The sequence below is a fragment of the Streptomyces purpureus genome, assembly GCF_014648195.1.
Taxonomy (GTDB): domain Bacteria; phylum Actinomycetota; class Actinomycetes; order Streptomycetales; family Streptomycetaceae; genus Streptomyces; species Streptomyces purpureus.
The window spans coordinates 53,270-69,273 of the sequence record NZ_BMQQ01000029.1; the positions used below are offsets into that span (position 1 = coordinate 53,270).

Consider the following 16,004-nt stretch of genomic DNA (forward strand, 5'->3'; position numbering starts at 1 on the left):
GGGCCGTCGGCGCCTGGTACGGATGGCATATGACGACAGAACTCCGGGTGCTGCGCCCCGCCGAATGGGCTCAATGGTTCGAACAGCTTGAACTGGCTTTCGGTGGCCTCCCGGAGAACCCGCAGCGGCGTGAGGTGTGGGAGGCGATCACCGAGCACGAGCGGTCGATCGGCCTGTGGGACGGGGAGCGGTGTGTCGGTACGGCCGGTGCCTTCTCGTTCCGGATGTGCGTACCGGGCGGGGCGTTGGTGCCGGCGGCCGGGGTGACGATGGTGAGCGTGGCGGCGACGCACCGCCGCCGTTCCCTGCTCACCTCGATGATGCGGCGTCAGCTGGACGACGTGCGCAGCTGGGGCGAGTCCGTGGCCCTGCTGACGGCGTCCGAGCCGGGGATCTACGGCCGGTACGGCTACGGCATCGCCACCCAGCAGCTGCGGGCCGCGATCGACACGGCCCGGGTACGGCTGGCGGTCCCGCCGGGTACGGACGGGGTCGTGGTGCGGCAGGTCGCGCCGCCGGAGGCGCTGGCGACGATCGAGGGGCTGTACGCGCGGCTGGTGCCGACGCGGCCCGGGATGCTGGAGCGGCGGCCGGAGTGGGAGCGGCTGACCGTGATCGATCCGCCGGAGGAGCGCGACGGCGGCTCGCCGCTCCAGTGCGTCCTGGCCGAGCGGGACGGCGAGGCGGTGGGCTACGCGCTCTACACGATCAAGCCGGCGTGGGACGACGCCGGGCCCAAGGGCACGGTGGCGGTGCGTGATCTGGGGGCGCTGGATCCGGCGGCGGACGGGGCGCTGTGGCGGTTCCTGTGCGGGATCGATCTGACGTCGACGGTCGAGGTCGGCAACCGGCCGGTGGACGACGCGTGGCAGCACATGGTCTCCGACATCCGCCGCTGCCGGCCGCAGCTGAGGGACAGCCTGCACGTGCGGCTGGTGGATGTGGGCGCGGCGCTGGAGGCCCGTACGTACCAGGCGCCGGTGGATGTGGTCCTGGAGGTCGAGGACGACTTCTGCCCGTGGAACGCGGGGCGCTGGCGGCTGACCGGGGACGCCAAGGGCGCGGTGTGCGTACGGACTGACGAGGCGGCGGATCTGGCGCTGACGGTGCGTGAGCTGGGTGCGGCGTATCTGGGCGGGGTGTCGCCGGCCGCGCTGGCGGCGGCGGGGCGGGTCCGGGAGCTACGGGCCGGGGCGCTGGGCGAGGCGGCGGTGGCGTTCGGGTCGCCGGTCGCGCCGTGGTTGCCGCACGGGTTCTAGGGCCGTGGCTGCCCGCGCCTCAGCGGCGCTGGCAGCCCGGGCACCAGAAGAGGTTGCGGGCGGCTAGATCGGCGGTGCGGATCTCGCCGCCACAGATGTGGCAGGGCATGTGGGCCCTGCGGTAGACGTAGACCTCGCCGCCGTGGTCGTCGACGCGCGGCGGGCGGCCCATCGCCTCCGGGGTGTGTTCCGGGCGGACCGTGTCGATGCGGTTGTTGACGACGCCCTCCCGCATGAGCGCGACCAAGTCGTGCCAGATGGCCGTCCACTCGCGCGCGGTGAGGTCCTTGCCGGGCCGGTACGGGTCGATGCCGTGCCGGAAGAGCACCTCGGCGCGGTAGACGTTGCCGACGCCCGCGATGATCTTCTGGTCCATCAGCAGCGCGGCGATGGTGGTGCGGCTGCGGGAGACACGGCGCCACGCCTTGTCCGGGTCGTCGCCGTCGCGCAGCGGATCGGGGCCGAGGCGCTCGTGTATCGCCTGCTTCTCGGGGTCGCTGATGAGGGCACACGTGGTGGGGCCGCGCAGGTCGACGTAGGCCTCGGGGTCGGCCAGGCGCAGCCGGACGGTGTCGGTGGGCGGCGGCGCCGGGGCGTCGCCGAAGTTCACCTTGCCGAAGAGCCCGAGGTGGATGTGGACCCACTCCTCCTCGCCGAAGCCGAGGAAGAGGTGCTTGCCGTGGGCCTCGGTGCGCTCCAGGACGGTGCCGTCCAGGAGGGCCGCGGCGTCGGCGAACTTGCCCTGCGGACTGGTGACCCGCACGGGCCGGCCGCCGAACCGGTCACGGTAGTCGGCGGCCAGCCGGTGGATGGTGTGCCCTTCGGGCATCAGGCGTCGTGCTGGGGGTGGTGCGCCGGGATCGGGGGGAGTTCGCCGGTGGTCTCGTACGCCGAGAGCATCTCGATGCGGCGGGTGTGACGCTCCTCACCCGAGTACGGGGTGCTCAGGAAGATCTCCACGAACTTCGTGGACTCCTCCAGGGAGTGCATCCGGCCGCCGATGGCGACGACGTTGGCGTTGTTGTGCTCGCGGCCGAGGGCGGCGGTCTGCTCGCTCCAGGCCAGGGCGGCACGGACACCCTTCACCTTGTTCGCGGCGATCTGCTCGCCGTTGCCGGAGCCGCCGATCACGATGCCGAGGCTGTCCGGGTCCGCGGCCGTCTTCTCGGCGGCGCGCAGGCAGAACGGCGGGTAGTCGTCCTGGGCGTCGTAGATGTGGGGACCACAGTCGACGGGCTCGTGGCCGTGAGCCTTCAGCCACTCGACGAGGTGGTTCTTCAGTTCGTAGCCGGCATGGTCGGAGCCGAGGTACACGCGCATGGGTCCGAGTGTGGCACGGCGGCGCCAGGGTAGCGGTCATCGGGGTCGGGCGCCTGGGGACAAGCTGCGATCTACAACGATCCGGATTCGACACTTCCGACCTGTCCGGGTCTGTGCTTGCATGCACGGGCTCGTAACCCGAGCGGCTTCCACACGTAAGGATTCGTCCATGACCATGCAGTCGACCCTGCAGAAGGAAGGCGGAAAGGCCGGCGAACCCGGTACTTCGCAGTCCTCCGACGGTCTCAAGGCCGGGCTCAAGAACCGCCACCTGTCCATGATCGCCATCGGTGGCGTGATCGGCGCCGGACTCTTCGTCGGCTCCTCCGGCGGTATCGCCAAGGCCGGTCCGGCCATCCTGGTCTCGTACCTGCTCGTCGGCGCGATGGTCGTCTTCGTGATGCGCATGCTCGGCGAGATGGCGGCCGCCAGCCCGAACTCGGGCTCCTTCTCGGCCTACGCCGACCGGGCGCTCGGCCGCTGGGCCGGATTCTCCATCGGATGGCTGTACTGGTTCTTCTGGGTCGTCGTCCTCGCGGTCGAGGCGACCGCCGGCGCGGTGATCCTGGAGGGCTGGATGCCGGCCATTCCGCAGTGGGGCTGGGCGCTGATCGTGATGGTCGTGCTCACCGCGACCAACCTCGCCTCGGTGTCGTCGTACGGCGAGTTCGAGTTCTGGTTCGCCGGTATCAAGGTCGTCGCGATCGGCGGCTTCGTGGTCATCGGCCTGCTCGCCGTCTTCGGCATCCTCCCCGGCTCCGACAACCCGGGCGCGGGCTTCGCCCACCTCACCGACACCGGCGGCTTCCTGCCGAACGGCGCCGGGGCCATCCTCACGGGTGTGCTGATGGTGGTCTTCTCCTTCATGGGCAGCGAGATCGTCACGCTGGCCGCCGGTGAGTCCGAGGATCCGCGGCGCGCGGTCACCAAGGCGACCAACAGCGTGATCTGGCGGATCGCCGTCTTCTACCTGGGCTCGATCTTCGTCGTCCTGACGCTGCTGCCGTGGAACGACAAGTCGATCGTGGAGAAGGGCTCGTACGTCGCGGCGCTGGACTCCATCGGCATCGCGCACGCCGGCCAGATCATGAACGTGATCGTGCTGACGGCGGTGCTCTCCTGCCTGAACTCCGGCCTCTACACCGCCTCCCGCATGGCCTTCTCGCTCGGTGAGCGCGGCGACGCCCCCAAGGCGTTCGCCAAGGTCAACGCCAAGGGCGTGCCCACGGCCGCGATCTGGGGCTCGGTCGCCTTCGGCTTCGTCGCCGTGTACTTCAACTACGCGTTCAAGGACACGGTCTTCAACTTCCTCCTCAACTCCTCCGGTGCGATCGCGCTCTTCGTGTGGCTGGTGATCTGCTTCACCCAGCTGCGGATGCGCGGGATCCTGCTCCGCGAGGCGCCGGAGAAGCTGACGGTGAAGATGTGGCTCTTCCCGTACCTGACCTGGGCCACCGCCGCCATGATCGTCTTCGTGATCGGCTACATGTTCTTCGACGACGCCAACCGCCAGGTCGTGCTGCTGTCGACGCTGGTCGCGGCGATCGTCGTGGGCATCGGCTTCTCGCTGGGCAAGCGCCGCGAGGGGGCGGCCGAAGGCGCCTCGGAGGTCACGGCCGACGCGTCCGTCGACGCCTGACCCCTTCCCCGGGACGCCCCGGGAAATACTTGACGGCGGATGTCAGGTATCCGCGAAAGGCTCTCCGTACACCGACTTCCGAGTGGACGGAGAGCCTTTCCATGTCTGCCCTGCCCCTTGCCGCCCCGCACGTCCTGCTGCCCGGCGACCCCGGCCACGACGAGGAGCTGACCGGCTTCCAGACCGGCTTCTCGCTGCGCCCGCACCTGATCGTCGCGGCCACCTCGGCCGACGACGTCCGGGCCGCCGTCGCCCATGCGGCGGAGCTCGGGCTGCCGGTCGGCGTCCAGGCCACCGGGCACGGGCTGCCCGGTGACGCCGAGGGCGGGGTGCTGATCAGTACGCGCCGGATGGACGGCGTACGGATCGACGCGGAGCGGCGGACCGTGCGGGTCGAGGCGGGCGTGCGCTGGGGGGCGGTCGTGGCGGCGGCCGCGCCGTACGGCCTGGCGCCGCTCAACGGCTCGGCGCCGGGCGTGGGGGCCGTCTCGTACACGCTGGGCGGCGGGCTCGGCATTCTCGGGCCGTGGGCGACGGGCCGGGCGCTGAACTTCGTCTTCGGTGACGGGGAGCGTACGGAGGGGCTGTTCGGGCCCGGAACGCGCGAGAGGCTCGCCCGGGTCAAGGGGACCTATGACCCGGCGAACCTCTTCAGGCGCCTCTTCTGAGCCCCGAGGGGCTGGTGTCAGCCCTTTCGGCCGACGAGCTTCCAGGCGGTGGGCAGCGCGCCCATCGCCAGGGCCGCCTTGAGCAGGTCACCGATCAGGAAGGGCGTCAGGCCGGCGGCGATCGCCTGGGAGAGCGACATGCCGGTCGCGAGCGCGAGGTACGGGACGCCGACGGCGTAGATGATCAGGGAGCCGAGGGCCATCGTGCCGGCCGTGCGCAGGACGGAGCGGTCGGCGCCGCGGCGGGCGAGGGCGCCGACGACGGTGGCGGCGAGCAGCATGCCGAGGATGTAGCCGAAGGAGGGCATGCCGTAGCCGGAGGTGGCCTGGGCGAACCACGGCACACCGGCCATGCCGGCCATCGCGTACAGGGCGAGGGAGAGGAAGCCGCGGCGGGCGCCGAGGGCGGTGCCGACGAGCAGGGCCGCGAAGGTCTGGCCGGAGACCGGGACCGGCGAGCCGATGATCGGCACGGCGATCTGGGCGGCGACACCGGTGAGCGCGGCGCCGCCGACGACCAGCGCGATGTCGCGGGTCCGGCTGGCCGGCAGCAGATCGGCGAGCACGGCTCCGGTGCGTATGGGGGCGGCGGAAACGCTCATCGGGGACTCCGAGGGTGAGGGCATATGGGGACCCCGTGACCGTAATCCAGGAGTGAACGCCCGATCACCGTCAGCAGCCCACAAAGCCGGGGTCGAGCGGTTCATGGAGATCCAACAAAGGGCGCCGGGTAAGCACCGTGGCGCGTGATACTCGTCACTGGCCGAGACACGCCAGGAGGTCCGTTTTGCGCCACGGGGCGGTGACCGGAGAGACTGTGGGGTCTCCATAAATCCCCGCGAGAGTACGAGTTGATGCACGACGCGCCGCCCAGCCCCCTGGCCACCGAGCCGGAGCCTCTCTCGCACGGTCTCAAGCAGCGGCATCTGACGATGCTCGGCCTGGGCGGGGTGATCGGCGCCGGACTGTTCGTCGGCTCGGGCGCCGGGATCGCGGTCGCCGGACCGGGCATCGTGCTGTCGTATCTGATCGCGGGCACCCTCGCCATGCTGATCATGCGGATGCTGGGCGAGATGTCGGCGGCGATGCCCGCATCGGGGGCCTTCTCCGTGCACGCGGAGCGGGCGCTGGGCCGCTGGGCCGGGTTCTCGGTCGGGTGGCTGTACTGGTTCCTGCTGGTGGTCGTCCTCGCGGTGGAGGCGACCGGCGCGGCGCGGATCGCGCACGGCTGGGTGCCGGGGATTCCGCAGTGGACGTGGGTGCTGGTCTTCATGGTGGTGTTCACCGCCACGAACCTCGCGGCCGTGAAGAACTTCGGCGAGTTCGAGTTCTGGTTCGCCGCGCTCAAGGTCGGCGCGATCGTGCTCTTCCTCGGCCTCGGTGTGCTGGCGATCGCCGGCTGGCTGCCGGACACGGATCCGATCGGGCTCGCGAATCTGACCGGGCAGGGCGGTTTCCTGCCCAACGGCTGGTCGGGGGTGATCTCGGGCGTCCTCGCGGTCGTCTTCGCCTTCGGCGGTCTGGAGGTCGTCACCATCGCCGCCGCCGAGTCCGAGGACCCGGCCCGCAACGTGGCGCGCGCGGTGCGCAGCGCGGTGTGGCGCATTCTCTTCTTTTATGTCGGCTCGATGGTCGTCATCGTGACCCTGCTGCCGTGGACGTCGATGCGGCCGGGGCAGAGCCCGTACGTGGCCGTGCTGGACGCGATCGGGGTGCCGTCGGCCGGTCAGATCATGAACATCGTGGTGTTCGTGGCGCTGCTGTCCGCGCTCAACGCCAATCTCTACGGCTCCTCGCGGATGATCTTCTCGCTGGCCGAGCGCGGTGAGGCGCCCGCCGGGCTGCTGAGGGTCTCGGCGGGCGGGGTGCCGCGGCGGGCGGTGCTCGCGTCGGTGGCCTTCGGCTTCGTCTCCGTACTGCTCAATCTGAAGTGGCCGGATTCCGTCTTCCTCTACATGCTCAACGCGGTCGGCGCGGTGCTGCTGTTCGTGTGGGGGCTGATCGCGCTGTCGCAGCTGCGGCTGCGCCGGCGGATCGAGCGCGAGGCGCCCGAGACGCTGACCTTGAAGATGTGGGGCTTTCCCTGGCTGAGCTGCCTGGCGCTGGCCGCGATGGCGGGCGTGCTGGTGCTGATGCTGTACGACGACGCCTCGCGGCCGCAGGTGCTGTGGTCCGGGGCGGCGACCGCGGCGGTGCTCGCGGTGGCCGTGGTGCGCGATGTGCGCACCAAGCGGAAGTAAATCTTCACCTTGTGTGAAGATCGTGACCGTATAGCGGACATCTGTTCCCTGTGAGCGGTGCACGCGCCCAGACTGTGGCCTCGTTGTGCCGCGTTCCCTCGCGCGGTTCCCCTATCGGCCACTGAACCACAGGGCAGGCCCATGTCCCGGACCACCGCGCCCGCGCCCGTCGAACACAAGGACGACGGCGCGACGCTCTCCCATGGACTCAAGCAGCGCCATCTGTCGATGATCGCCCTCGGCGGTGTCATCGGCGCCGGACTCTTCGTCGGTTCCGGCGCCGGCATCGCCGCCGCCGGGCCCTCGATCGTCCTCGCGTACGCGATCTCCGGGCTGCTCGTCATGCTCGTGATGCGCATGCTCGGCGAGATGTCGGCGGCCAATCCGGCCTCCGGCTCCTTCTCCGTCCACGCCGAGCGGGCCATCGGCCCCTGGGCGGGCTTCACCGCGGGGTGGGCCTTCTGGTTCCTTCTCTGTGTCGCCGTGGGCCTGGAGGGCATCGGCGCCGCCAAGATCATGACCGGCTGGTTCCCCGGCACCTCCGAGTGGCTCTGGGTCGCGCTGTTCATGCTCGTCTTCTGCGTCACCAACCTGGCGGCGGTGAAGAACTTCGGCGAGTTCGAGTTCTGGTTCGCCGCCCTCAAGGTCGGCGCGATCGTGCTCTTCCTCGGCATCGGCGTCCTCGCCATCGTCGGCGTGCTGCCCGGCTCGGACGCCCCCGGCACCACCAACCTCACCGGGGAGGGCGGCTTCCTGCCGAACGGCTCCGAGGGCCTGATCGTCGGTCTGCTCGCCTCGGTCTTCGCGTACGGCGGCCTGGAGACGGTCACCATCGCCGCCGCCGAGTCCGAGCACCCGGTCCAGGGTGTCGCCAAGGCGGTCCGTACGGCCATGTGGCGGATCGCCGTCTTCTACATCGGCTCGATGGCGGTCATCGTCACGCTCGTCCCGTGGGGCGACCAGGCCGTGGTGGAGAAGGGCCCGTACGTCGCCACCCTCGACCACCTGGGCATCCCGGCGGCCGGGCAGATCATGAACGTGGTCGTGCTGGTCGCCCTGCTCTCCGCGATGAACGCCAACATCTACGGCGCCTCCCGGATGGCGACCTCGCTCGTCGCCCGCGGCCAGGGCCCGAAGGCGCTCGGCCAGACCTTCGGCGGTGTGCCGCGGTTCGCCGTGCTGGTCTCCTCGCTCTTCGGCTTCGCCTGTGTGCTGCTGAGCTACTGGCGGCCCAACGACATCTTCATCTGGCTGCTGAACACGATCGGCGCGATCATCCTCGTCGTCTGGTTCTTCATCGCCGTCTCGCAGCTGCTGCTGCGCCGGCGGACCGAGCGCGAGGCGCCGGAGAAGCTGGTCGTGAAGATGTGGGCGTTCCCGGTGCTGACCTGGGTGGCGCTGGCCGGCATGGCGGCGATCTTCTTCCTGATGGCCCGTGAGGAGGGCACCCGGGTCCAGCTGTACTGGACCGGCGGCCTGACCGTGCTGCTCGCAGCGATCGGCTTCGTACGCCAGAAGGCGGCGGCGCGCTCGGCCGGCTGACCCGCCCCCACCGCCGTACGGCACAACCCCCGAGCCCCTGTCGGTTCGGGGGTTTCGCCGTTCCGGGGCCCCGGACCTAGGACGAAGGGCTGATCAACTTGGACAGTAGGTGCTGTTAACCTGCAACTGCGAACTGGTTGCAATAAGCGGTCGAAGGGCTCGGCAATGGCGATCTACACACTTCCGGAACTGCCGTACGACTACGCGGCTCTGGAGCCGGTGATCAACCCGCAGATCATCGAGCTGCACCACGACAAGCACCACGCTGCGTACGTCAAGGGCGCCAACGACACCCTCGAGCAGCTCGAGGAGGCCCGCGACAAGGAGGCCTGGGGGACGATCAACGGTCTGGAGAAGAACCTCGCGTTCCACCTCTCCGGCCACATCCTGCACAGCATCTATTGGAACAACATGGCCAGCCCGAAGGGCGAGGGCGGCGGCGGCGAGCCGCTGGCGGCCGACGGTGTCGGCGAGCTGGCGGACGCGATCACCGAGTCCTTCGGCTCCTTCGCCAAGTTCAAGTCGCAGCTGACCAAGGCGTCGGCCACGACCCAGGGCTCCGGCTGGGGTGTCCTCGCGTACGAGCCGATCAGCGGCCGGCTGATCGTCGAGCAGGTCTACGACCACCAGGGCAACGTCGGCCAGGGCTCCATCCCGGTCCTCGTCTTCGACGCCTGGGAGCACGCCTTCTACCTCCAGTACAAGAACCAGAAGGTCGACTTCATCGAGGCCATGTGGCAGGTCGTCAACTGGCAGGACGTGAACAAGCGCTACCAGGCGGCCAAGGCGTCCATCCCGCTGATCTCCTTCTGACCGAAGGCCCTCGGGTCGTCCTGCTCGTGATCGTCTTCTCAACCTTCACCTGCAGGCGGAATGACGAAGAACCCCCGTGAGGACGTGACTCACGGGGGTTCTTCCATGGTGAACGAGGGCTCAGTCGAAGCTGGGACCGGCCGTGCGGGTGCGCTTGATCTCGTAGAAGCCGGGTGTCGACGCCACCAGCAGCGTGCCGTCCCACAGCCGGGCGGCCGCCTCGCCCTTGGGCGCCGGGGTGACGACCGGGCCGAAGAAGGCGATCTGCTCACCGTCCGGGCCCGGCACCGCGATGACCGGCGTGCCGACGTCCTGGCCGACCTTGTCGATGCCCTCCTGGTGCGAGGCGCGCAGCTCGGTGTCGTACGTGTCCTTGTCGGCGTAGGCGAGCAGCTCGGCCGGCAGGCCCACCTCCTCCAGCGCCGCGGCGATCACCTCGGGCGTGACGCCCAGGCCCTCGTTGTGGATCCGGGTGCCGAGCGCGGTGTAGAGCGGGCCGAGGACGTCGTCGCCGTGCAGCCGCTGGGCGGCGATCGCCACCCGCACCGGGCCCCAGGCCGTGGTCGCGAACATCTCGCGGTACTCCTCGGGCAGCTCATCGAGCTTGTCCTCGTTGAGGACGGCCAGGCTCATGACATGCCAGCGGACGTCCACCGGGCGGACCTTCTCGACCTCCAGCATCCAGCGCGAGGTCATCCAGGCCCACGGGCACAGCGGGTCGAACCAGAAGTCGGCGGTGGTCCTGCTCTCGGACATGTCTCTCCTCGTGGGCGGGTGCGATGTGCCTCGGGGGCAACACCACCGGCCACCAGGCGCATTCCCGGGTGTCGGGCGTCAGGGCCGCGTGGGAGGATCGCTGCTGTCCAACGAGCCACGAAGGAGTGCCCGTGCCCGGTGAGAATCTGTCCCGCGACGAGGCCCGCACGCGGGCCGAGCTGCTGTCCGTCGACGGGTACGAGGTCGTCCTCGACCTGCGGTCGGCGGTCGGTGACGCCGAGGAGGGGGCGGGCCCGCGCACGTTCCGCTCGGTGACCACCCTCCGCTTCCGCCGGACCGGGACCGGGGAGCGCACCTTCGTCGATCTCGTCGCCCCCTCGGTAACCGCGGTGACCCTCAACGGGCGGGAGCTGGACCCGGCCGCCGTCTTCGACGGCGCGCGGATCGCGCTGGACGGCCTCGCCGACGAGAACGTGCTGGTCGTGGACGCGCAGTGCGCCTACAGCCGCACCGGCGAGGGCATGCACCGGTTCGTCGACCCGGAGGACGGCGAGGTCTACCTCTACACGCAGTACGAGCCGGCCGACGCGCGCCGGGTCTTCGCCACCTTCGAACAGCCCGACCTGAAGGCTCCGTTCCGCTTCGAGGTGTCCGCGCCGGAGGGCTGGACGGTCTGGTCGAACGGAGTGGGCGAGCGGGACGCGGACGGGGTGTGGCGGTTCGCGGAGACGGCGCCGATCTCCACGTACATCACCTGTGTGGTGGCCGGGCCGTACCACTACGTCACCGACACCTACAAGCGCGGCGAGCTGGAGATCCCGCTCGGTGCGATGTGCCGCAAGGGGCTGGCCAAGCACTTCGACGCGGACGACATCTTCCTGATCACCAAGCAGGGCTTCGACTTCTTCCACGACCACTTCGACTTCCCCTACCCCTTCGGGAAGTACGACCAGGCGTTCGTCCCCGAGTACAACCTCGGCGCGATGGAGAACCCGGGCATGGTGACCTTCCGCGAGGAGTACATCTTCCGCGGGAAGGTGACGCAGGCGTCGTACGAGGCCCGGGCCAACGTCATCCTGCACGAGATGGCGCACATGTGGTTCGGCGACCTGGTCACCATGGTGTGGTGGGACGACCTGTGGCTGAAGGAGTCCTTCGCCGACTTCATGGGGTCCTTCTCGCTCGCCGAGGCGACCCGGTTCACCGAGAGCTGGGTGACCTTCGCCAACAACCGCAAGGCCTGGGCGTACCGCGCCGACCAGCTGCCGTCCACACACCCGATCACGGCCGACATCCGTGACCTGGAGGACGCCAAGCTCAACTTCGACGGCATCACGTACGCCAAGGGCGCGTCGGTGCTCAAGCAGCTGGTGGCGTACGCCGGGCGGGACGCGTTCCTGGAGGGCTCGCGGCGCTACTTCACGCGGCACGCGTACGGCAACACGCGCCTGGGCGATCTGCTGTCGATCCTGGAGGAGACGTCCGGGCGGGACATGAAGGCCTGGTCGCGGCTGTGGCTGGAGACGTCCGGGGTCAACACGCTGACGCCGGTGGTGACGTACGACGCAGCGGACCGCATCACGGAGCTGGCCGTGCTCCAGGACGGGGACGTGCTGCGCCCGCACCGGGCGGCGGTGGGGCTCTACCGGCTGAACGCGGCCGGGGAGCTCGTGCGTTACGCCCGCGCCGAGGTGGACGTGGTCGGGCAGCGGACGGTCGTGGCCGAGCTGGTGGGCGCCTCGAAGCCGGATCTCGTCCTTGTCAACGACGACGACCTGACCTACTGCAAGGTCCGTTTCGACGAGACGTCGCTCGCCACGCTCCGGGCGCATCTCGGGGACATCACCGACCCGCTCGCGCGGGCGCTGTGCTGGTCCGCGCTGTGGAACCTGACCCGTGACGCGCTGATGCCGGCGCGGGACTTCATCCGCCTCGTGCTCGACTTCGCCGGCCGTGAGTCGGAGATCGGCGTGCTGCAGATGCTGCACGCCTGGACCCGGTCCGCGCACACGTACTTCTCGGCGCCGGAATGGCGCGCGGAAGGGGCGCGGCTGCTCGCCGAGGGCGCCCTGAAGGAGCTGCGGCTGGCCGCGCCGGGCAGCGAGCGCCAGCTGACCTGGGCGCGCTTCTTCGCCGGGGCGGCGACGACGGACTCCGACTTCCAGCTGCTCGAAGGGCTGCTGGACGGCAGCGGGAAGGTCGACGGGCTGGACGTCGACCAGGAGCTGCGGTGGGCCTTCCTGCTGCCGCTCGCCGCGCACGGCAGGGCGGACGAGGCCCGTATCGCGGCGGAGCTCGCCCGTGACGACACGGCGTCCGGCAAGCGGCACGAGGTGCGGTGCCTGGCGGCGCGGCCGTCGGAGGCGGTGAAGGCACAGGCGTGGGCGGCGGTCGTGGAGTCGGACGCGCTGTCCAACGCGCTGGTGGAGGCGACGATCGCGGGCTTCACACAGCCGTCGCAGCGGGCGCTGATCGCGCCGTACGCCCCGAAGTACTTCGAGGCGATCGAGCGGATCTGGCAGGAGCGGTCGATCCAGATCGGGCTGGATGTGGTCCGGGGGCTGTTCCCGATGCTCCAGGACGACGAGGGCACCCTGATCGCCACGGACACCTGGCTGGAGTCCCACGCCTCGGCGCCCCCGGCCCTGCGCCGCCTGGTCCTGGAGGCCCGCGACGACCTGGCCCGCGCGTTGCGCGGCCAGGCGTGCGACGCGGGGACGCCGGTGGTCTGACGCGCGCGAACGGGGTGCGGCGCCCGGCTCCTTGGGGGGGGCCGGGGCCCACCCCGGCCGCCATGCGGCGCCCACGACCGCCTGGCGAGTGAGCCGAAGGGCGCGCGGCTGCCGAAAGGGAGAACGCGCGGAGGTCCCGAGGAACGAGGGACCGAGCACGATCGACCGTCGGGAGACGCTCAAAGCGCCCGGAGGGGAACCGAGCCCTTGAAAAGGGGGCGTGGACACCCGTACGGAGTAACCCCCTTCGGCGCTCGAACGTCCGTACTTTAGGACGGTGTTGTCCCTAAATGTCGACGGGCGTGTAACAGGGGTTAGGGGGGCCTTCCCCGGCGGAACACCCTCCGCATGAACAACACCCCGCTCTCCCCCCGCCCCCTCCCGCTCCCCCACCTCACCGACGGCCGCCAACGGGTCTTGACCTCCGCCCAGTTGAGGGCGCACGGCCTGACCGGTGCCGAGATCGGCGCGCAGTGCCGGGCCGGTGGGCCGTGGCAGCAGGTGCTGCCCGGTGTGTATGTGCTGCACCAGGGGCCGCCGACCAGTGAGGAGCGGCTTCAGGCCGCGCTGCTGTACTGCGGAGCCGGTTCACCGGCGATGATCACCGGGCTTGCGGCGCTCGCGCTGCACCAGTTCTCGTCCGTGCCGCCACTGTTGGCGCTCGACCGGATCGACGTGCTGGTCGGCCGGACCCGGCGGCTGCGCTCGACCGGGTGGGTGCAGATCGTCCGGGCGCAGGAGTTTCCCGAGCCGGAGGAGGTCACCGGGCTGCCGGTCGCTCCGGTCGCCCGGGCCCTCGCGGACGCTCTCACGCAGGTGACCGACCCGACCACCGTGCGCCGGCTGCTGACCGAGGCCGTCCGTGGCGGGCACTGCGAACCGGGCTCGGTGGTACGGGAGTTGAACCGGGCCCGGCTGCTGTCGCGGCCGCATGTGGTGGACGCCGTGGACTCGCTGCTGGCAGAGGGCCGGGCCCTGGCGGAGGACCGGCTGTACGAGATGGTGCGGGCCTACGCGCTGCCGGATCCGCTGTGGAACGTGGATCTGCGGCTGCCCGGCGGCCCGCACCTCGGTGGTGTCGACGCCTACTGGCCCGACCAGGCCGTCGCCGTCGAGCTGGACACCCGTGCCCCGCGCCAGGACGAGGACGCGCTGTGGTCGGAGTACACCCGCAAGCGGGAGCATCTGGAGCGGCTCGGCATTACGGTCGTGCACATCACGCCGCGCAAGCTCCGGGACTCGCTGGAGCAGCAGGCGACCGTGGTCCGTACGGCGCTGATGGCGTCGACGGACCGGGCCCCTTCCGCGTATGTCGTCGTCCTGCCGCGCTGAGGCGGTGCGGGCCTACTTGCCGCAGAACTCCGCCTCGACGACCTTCTGGCTGTCGCCGGACCAGTCGCCGTTGAAGTTCAGCGCGAGGGAGTGGCGGGCGTCGCGGCTGACCTGCGCCTGCGAGGAGGAGCCGTGGATGCCGCCGCCGTGGCCCCAGACCTCCGTGCCGCAGCTCAGCTTCTGCTTCATCAGCCCCAGTCCGTAGCCGAATTCGGCGCCTTCCATCGTGACGGTGACGGTGTCGGTCATCGCCTTCAGCTGGGCCGGCGGCAGGAGTTCGCCGCCGAGCAGGGCTCGGTAGAACCGCTGCAGGTCACCGGAGTTGGAGATCATCTCGCCCGCCGCGTGGGCGATGGTCGGGCTCAGCTCGGTGACGTCGTGGACCGGGTCACCCGGCTTGGGGTCGCCGTTGAGCTTGGAGTACGCCCGGCCGCTGGGCTTGGGCATGGTGACGTCCTTGCCTGGGACGCTGGTGGAGCGCAGCTTGAGCGGCTTGATGATCCGGCGCTCGACCTCCTTTCCGTACGGCCGGCCGGTGGCCTTCTCGATCACCATGCCGGCCAGGACGTAGTTGGTGTTGGAGTAGTTCCAGGAGGTGCCGGGCGCGAAGTCCGGCTTGTGGGTCATGGCGATGGCTACCAGTTGGCGCGGGGTCCAGGTGTCGTAGCGGTGTTCGAGGAATCCGGGGCCGAAGATCGTGTCCTGAAACTCCGGGTCGCTGGTGACGCTGTAGACGCCGCTGGTGTGGTTGAGGAGCTGGCGCAGGGTGATCCGCCTGCCGTCGTGGCCGTTGCCCTTGACCACTCCGGGGAGCCAGCGGTCCACGGTGTCGTCGAGGTCGAGGCGGCCTTCGGCCTCCAGCTGGAGCAGGACGGTGGCGACGAAGGTCTTGGTGATGGAGCCGACGCGGTAGACGTCCTTGCCCTGGCGTTCGCGGCCGGAGGTGAGGTCGGCGACCCCGGCCGCGCCGGTCCACGTGTGCCGCCCGTCCCGTGCCTGGGCGAGCGCGCCGGGGACGCCGTCGGCGACGGCGGCCTCCAGGGCCTTCTGAGTGGCCCGGTGCCCGCCGCCGGACTTCTCCGGCGCGGGGCCGGAGGCGTTCGCCGCCGCAGGCGCGGTGAGGGCGACGGCGGCGGCCACCGCAACCGCCGCGAGCGCCGTGCGGACCGGTCGAACCGTACGTACTGACATGCGAGCTCCCCTGCTCGTCGACTGTGGTCGTGGGACAGGACTCCGCGGTGGTATGGAGCGTTGAGCGCCGCCTTGGGGGTTGAGCGGCTTTCAGCCGTTGTTCGCGACCCGGCCGAGGGCGGGCCGCTCCCGCCACAGCGCGAGGCCCGTGTCGACCAGTTCGACCCGGTCGAGTCCGGCCACGTCGGCCAGGGGGTACCAGGCGGCGCGGTCGGTGGAGCCGCCGGTCTCGTGGCGCAGCTCGCCGCCGGTGACCCGGCAGGCGTAGACGATGCGCAGGCCCTGCCAGTCGGCGTGGGTGCCCAGGCGGCGGGAGTAGCGGCGGCGTATGGAGTCGACGCCGAGCAGCGCGGTCGCCTCGACGCGGTAGCCGGTCTCCTCCTCGACCTCGCGCACGACGGTGTCGAGCGGGTCCTCGCCGTGGTCCATGCCGCCACCGGGCAGCGTCCACTGCCGGATGCCGTCGCCGGCGACCCAGCGGGCGAGCAGGATTTCGTCGTCCCTGACGCATACGGCGTAGGCCGCCACCCTCAACTCCTCGACCATGGACA

General features: G+C 70.5%; 13 protein-coding genes and 1 pseudogene. 8 read left to right on the forward strand and 6 right to left on the reverse strand.

The window, feature by feature from the left end; all coding sequences use genetic code 11:
- Positions 1-29 precede the first annotated feature (29 nt).
- Positions 30-1,259: a GNAT family N-acetyltransferase gene (locus IEZ01_RS28235; RefSeq protein ID WP_189204466.1), complete on the forward strand. Its 1,230-nt coding sequence runs from the start codon at positions 30-32 to the stop codon at positions 1,257-1,259.
- A 19-nt stretch (positions 1,260-1,278) separates the two neighbouring features.
- On the opposite strand, the gene IEZ01_RS28240 is transcribed toward IEZ01_RS28235, so the two are convergent.
- Both IEZ01_RS28240 and IEZ01_RS28245 read right to left on the reverse strand, forming a co-directional pair.
- A complete protein-coding gene (locus IEZ01_RS28240) occupies positions 1,279-2,088 on the reverse strand; it encodes an Fpg/Nei family DNA glycosylase (protein ID WP_019886298.1) in 810 nt (269 codons plus the stop codon).
- Positions 2,088-2,579: a ribose-5-phosphate isomerase gene (locus IEZ01_RS28245; protein WP_019886299.1), complete on the reverse strand. Its 492-nt coding sequence runs from the start codon at positions 2,577-2,579 to the stop codon at positions 2,088-2,090. Before IEZ01_RS28245 ends, IEZ01_RS28240 begins: the two co-directional genes overlap by 1 nt.
- 169 nt (positions 2,580-2,748) lie before the next feature.
- Here IEZ01_RS28245 and IEZ01_RS28250 point away from each other — a divergent pair, with 169 nt between their 5' ends.
- Together IEZ01_RS28250 and IEZ01_RS28255 are read left to right on the forward strand one after the other, a co-directional pair.
- Positions 2,749-4,218: an amino acid permease gene (locus IEZ01_RS28250; protein WP_019886300.1), complete on the forward strand. Its 1,470-nt coding sequence runs from the start codon at positions 2,749-2,751 to the stop codon at positions 4,216-4,218.
- Between the two features lie 101 nt (positions 4,219-4,319).
- A pseudogene (locus IEZ01_RS28255) lies at positions 4,320-4,880 on the forward strand (FAD-binding oxidoreductase); the annotation flags it as partial.
- A gap of 23 nt (positions 4,881-4,903) precedes the next feature.
- On the opposite strand, the gene IEZ01_RS28260 reads toward IEZ01_RS28255, so the two are convergent.
- Positions 4,904-5,488 (reverse strand): biotin transporter BioY, encoded by a 585-nt coding sequence (locus IEZ01_RS28260; protein ID WP_019886304.1) that lies wholly within the window; start codon positions 5,486-5,488, stop codon positions 4,904-4,906.
- A 252-nt stretch (positions 5,489-5,740) separates the two neighbouring features.
- Here IEZ01_RS28260 and IEZ01_RS28265 point away from each other — a divergent pair, with 252 nt between their 5' ends.
- From IEZ01_RS28265 to IEZ01_RS28275, 3 genes are all read left to right on the forward strand, one after another.
- The gene (locus IEZ01_RS28265) at positions 5,741-7,126 is read left to right on the forward strand and encodes an amino acid permease (RefSeq protein WP_189204470.1); all 1,386 of its coding nucleotides are present in this window, start codon (positions 5,741-5,743) and stop codon (positions 7,124-7,126) included.
- A 141-nt stretch (positions 7,127-7,267) separates the two neighbouring features.
- Entirely contained in the window at positions 7,268-8,668 is a 1,401-nt protein-coding gene (locus tag IEZ01_RS28270; RefSeq protein ID WP_019886306.1) for an amino acid permease, read from the forward strand.
- Between the two features lie 165 nt (positions 8,669-8,833).
- Positions 8,834-9,481 carry a superoxide dismutase gene (locus tag IEZ01_RS28275; protein ID WP_019886307.1) on the forward strand — a complete coding sequence of 216 codons (648 nt, stop codon included), beginning with the start codon at positions 8,834-8,836 and terminating at the stop codon, positions 9,479-9,481.
- A 120-nt stretch (positions 9,482-9,601) separates the two neighbouring features.
- On the opposite strand, the gene IEZ01_RS28280 is transcribed toward IEZ01_RS28275, so the two are convergent.
- Positions 9,602-10,237 (reverse strand): mycothiol-dependent nitroreductase Rv2466c family protein, encoded by a 636-nt coding sequence (locus IEZ01_RS28280; protein ID WP_019886308.1) that lies wholly within the window; start codon positions 10,235-10,237, stop codon positions 9,602-9,604.
- 131 nt (positions 10,238-10,368) lie between these two features.
- On the opposite strand from IEZ01_RS28280, the gene pepN reads away from it, so the two are divergent.
- Both pepN and IEZ01_RS28290 read left to right on the forward strand, forming a co-directional pair.
- Positions 10,369-12,930 carry an aminopeptidase N gene (gene pepN / locus IEZ01_RS28285; protein ID WP_189204472.1) on the forward strand — a complete coding sequence of 854 codons (2,562 nt, stop codon included), beginning with the start codon at positions 10,369-10,371 and terminating at the stop codon, positions 12,928-12,930.
- 348 nt (positions 12,931-13,278) lie between these two features.
- Complete coding sequence (locus tag IEZ01_RS28290) at positions 13,279-14,262, forward strand: hypothetical protein (protein WP_019886310.1); 984 nt, start codon at positions 13,279-13,281, stop codon at positions 14,260-14,262.
- Between the two features lie 12 nt (positions 14,263-14,274).
- Here IEZ01_RS28290 and IEZ01_RS28295 read toward each other — a convergent pair whose 3' ends face one another.
- Positions 14,275-15,453, reverse strand: a complete 1,179-nt coding sequence (locus IEZ01_RS28295; RefSeq protein ID WP_189204474.1) for a serine hydrolase domain-containing protein — start codon at positions 15,451-15,453, stop codon at positions 14,275-14,277.
- A 90-nt stretch (positions 15,454-15,543) separates the two neighbouring features.
- Positions 15,544-15,999 carry an NUDIX hydrolase gene (locus tag IEZ01_RS28300; RefSeq protein ID WP_028797528.1) on the reverse strand — a complete coding sequence of 152 codons (456 nt, stop codon included), beginning with the start codon at positions 15,997-15,999 and terminating at the stop codon, positions 15,544-15,546.
- Positions 16,000-16,004 lie beyond the last annotated feature (5 nt).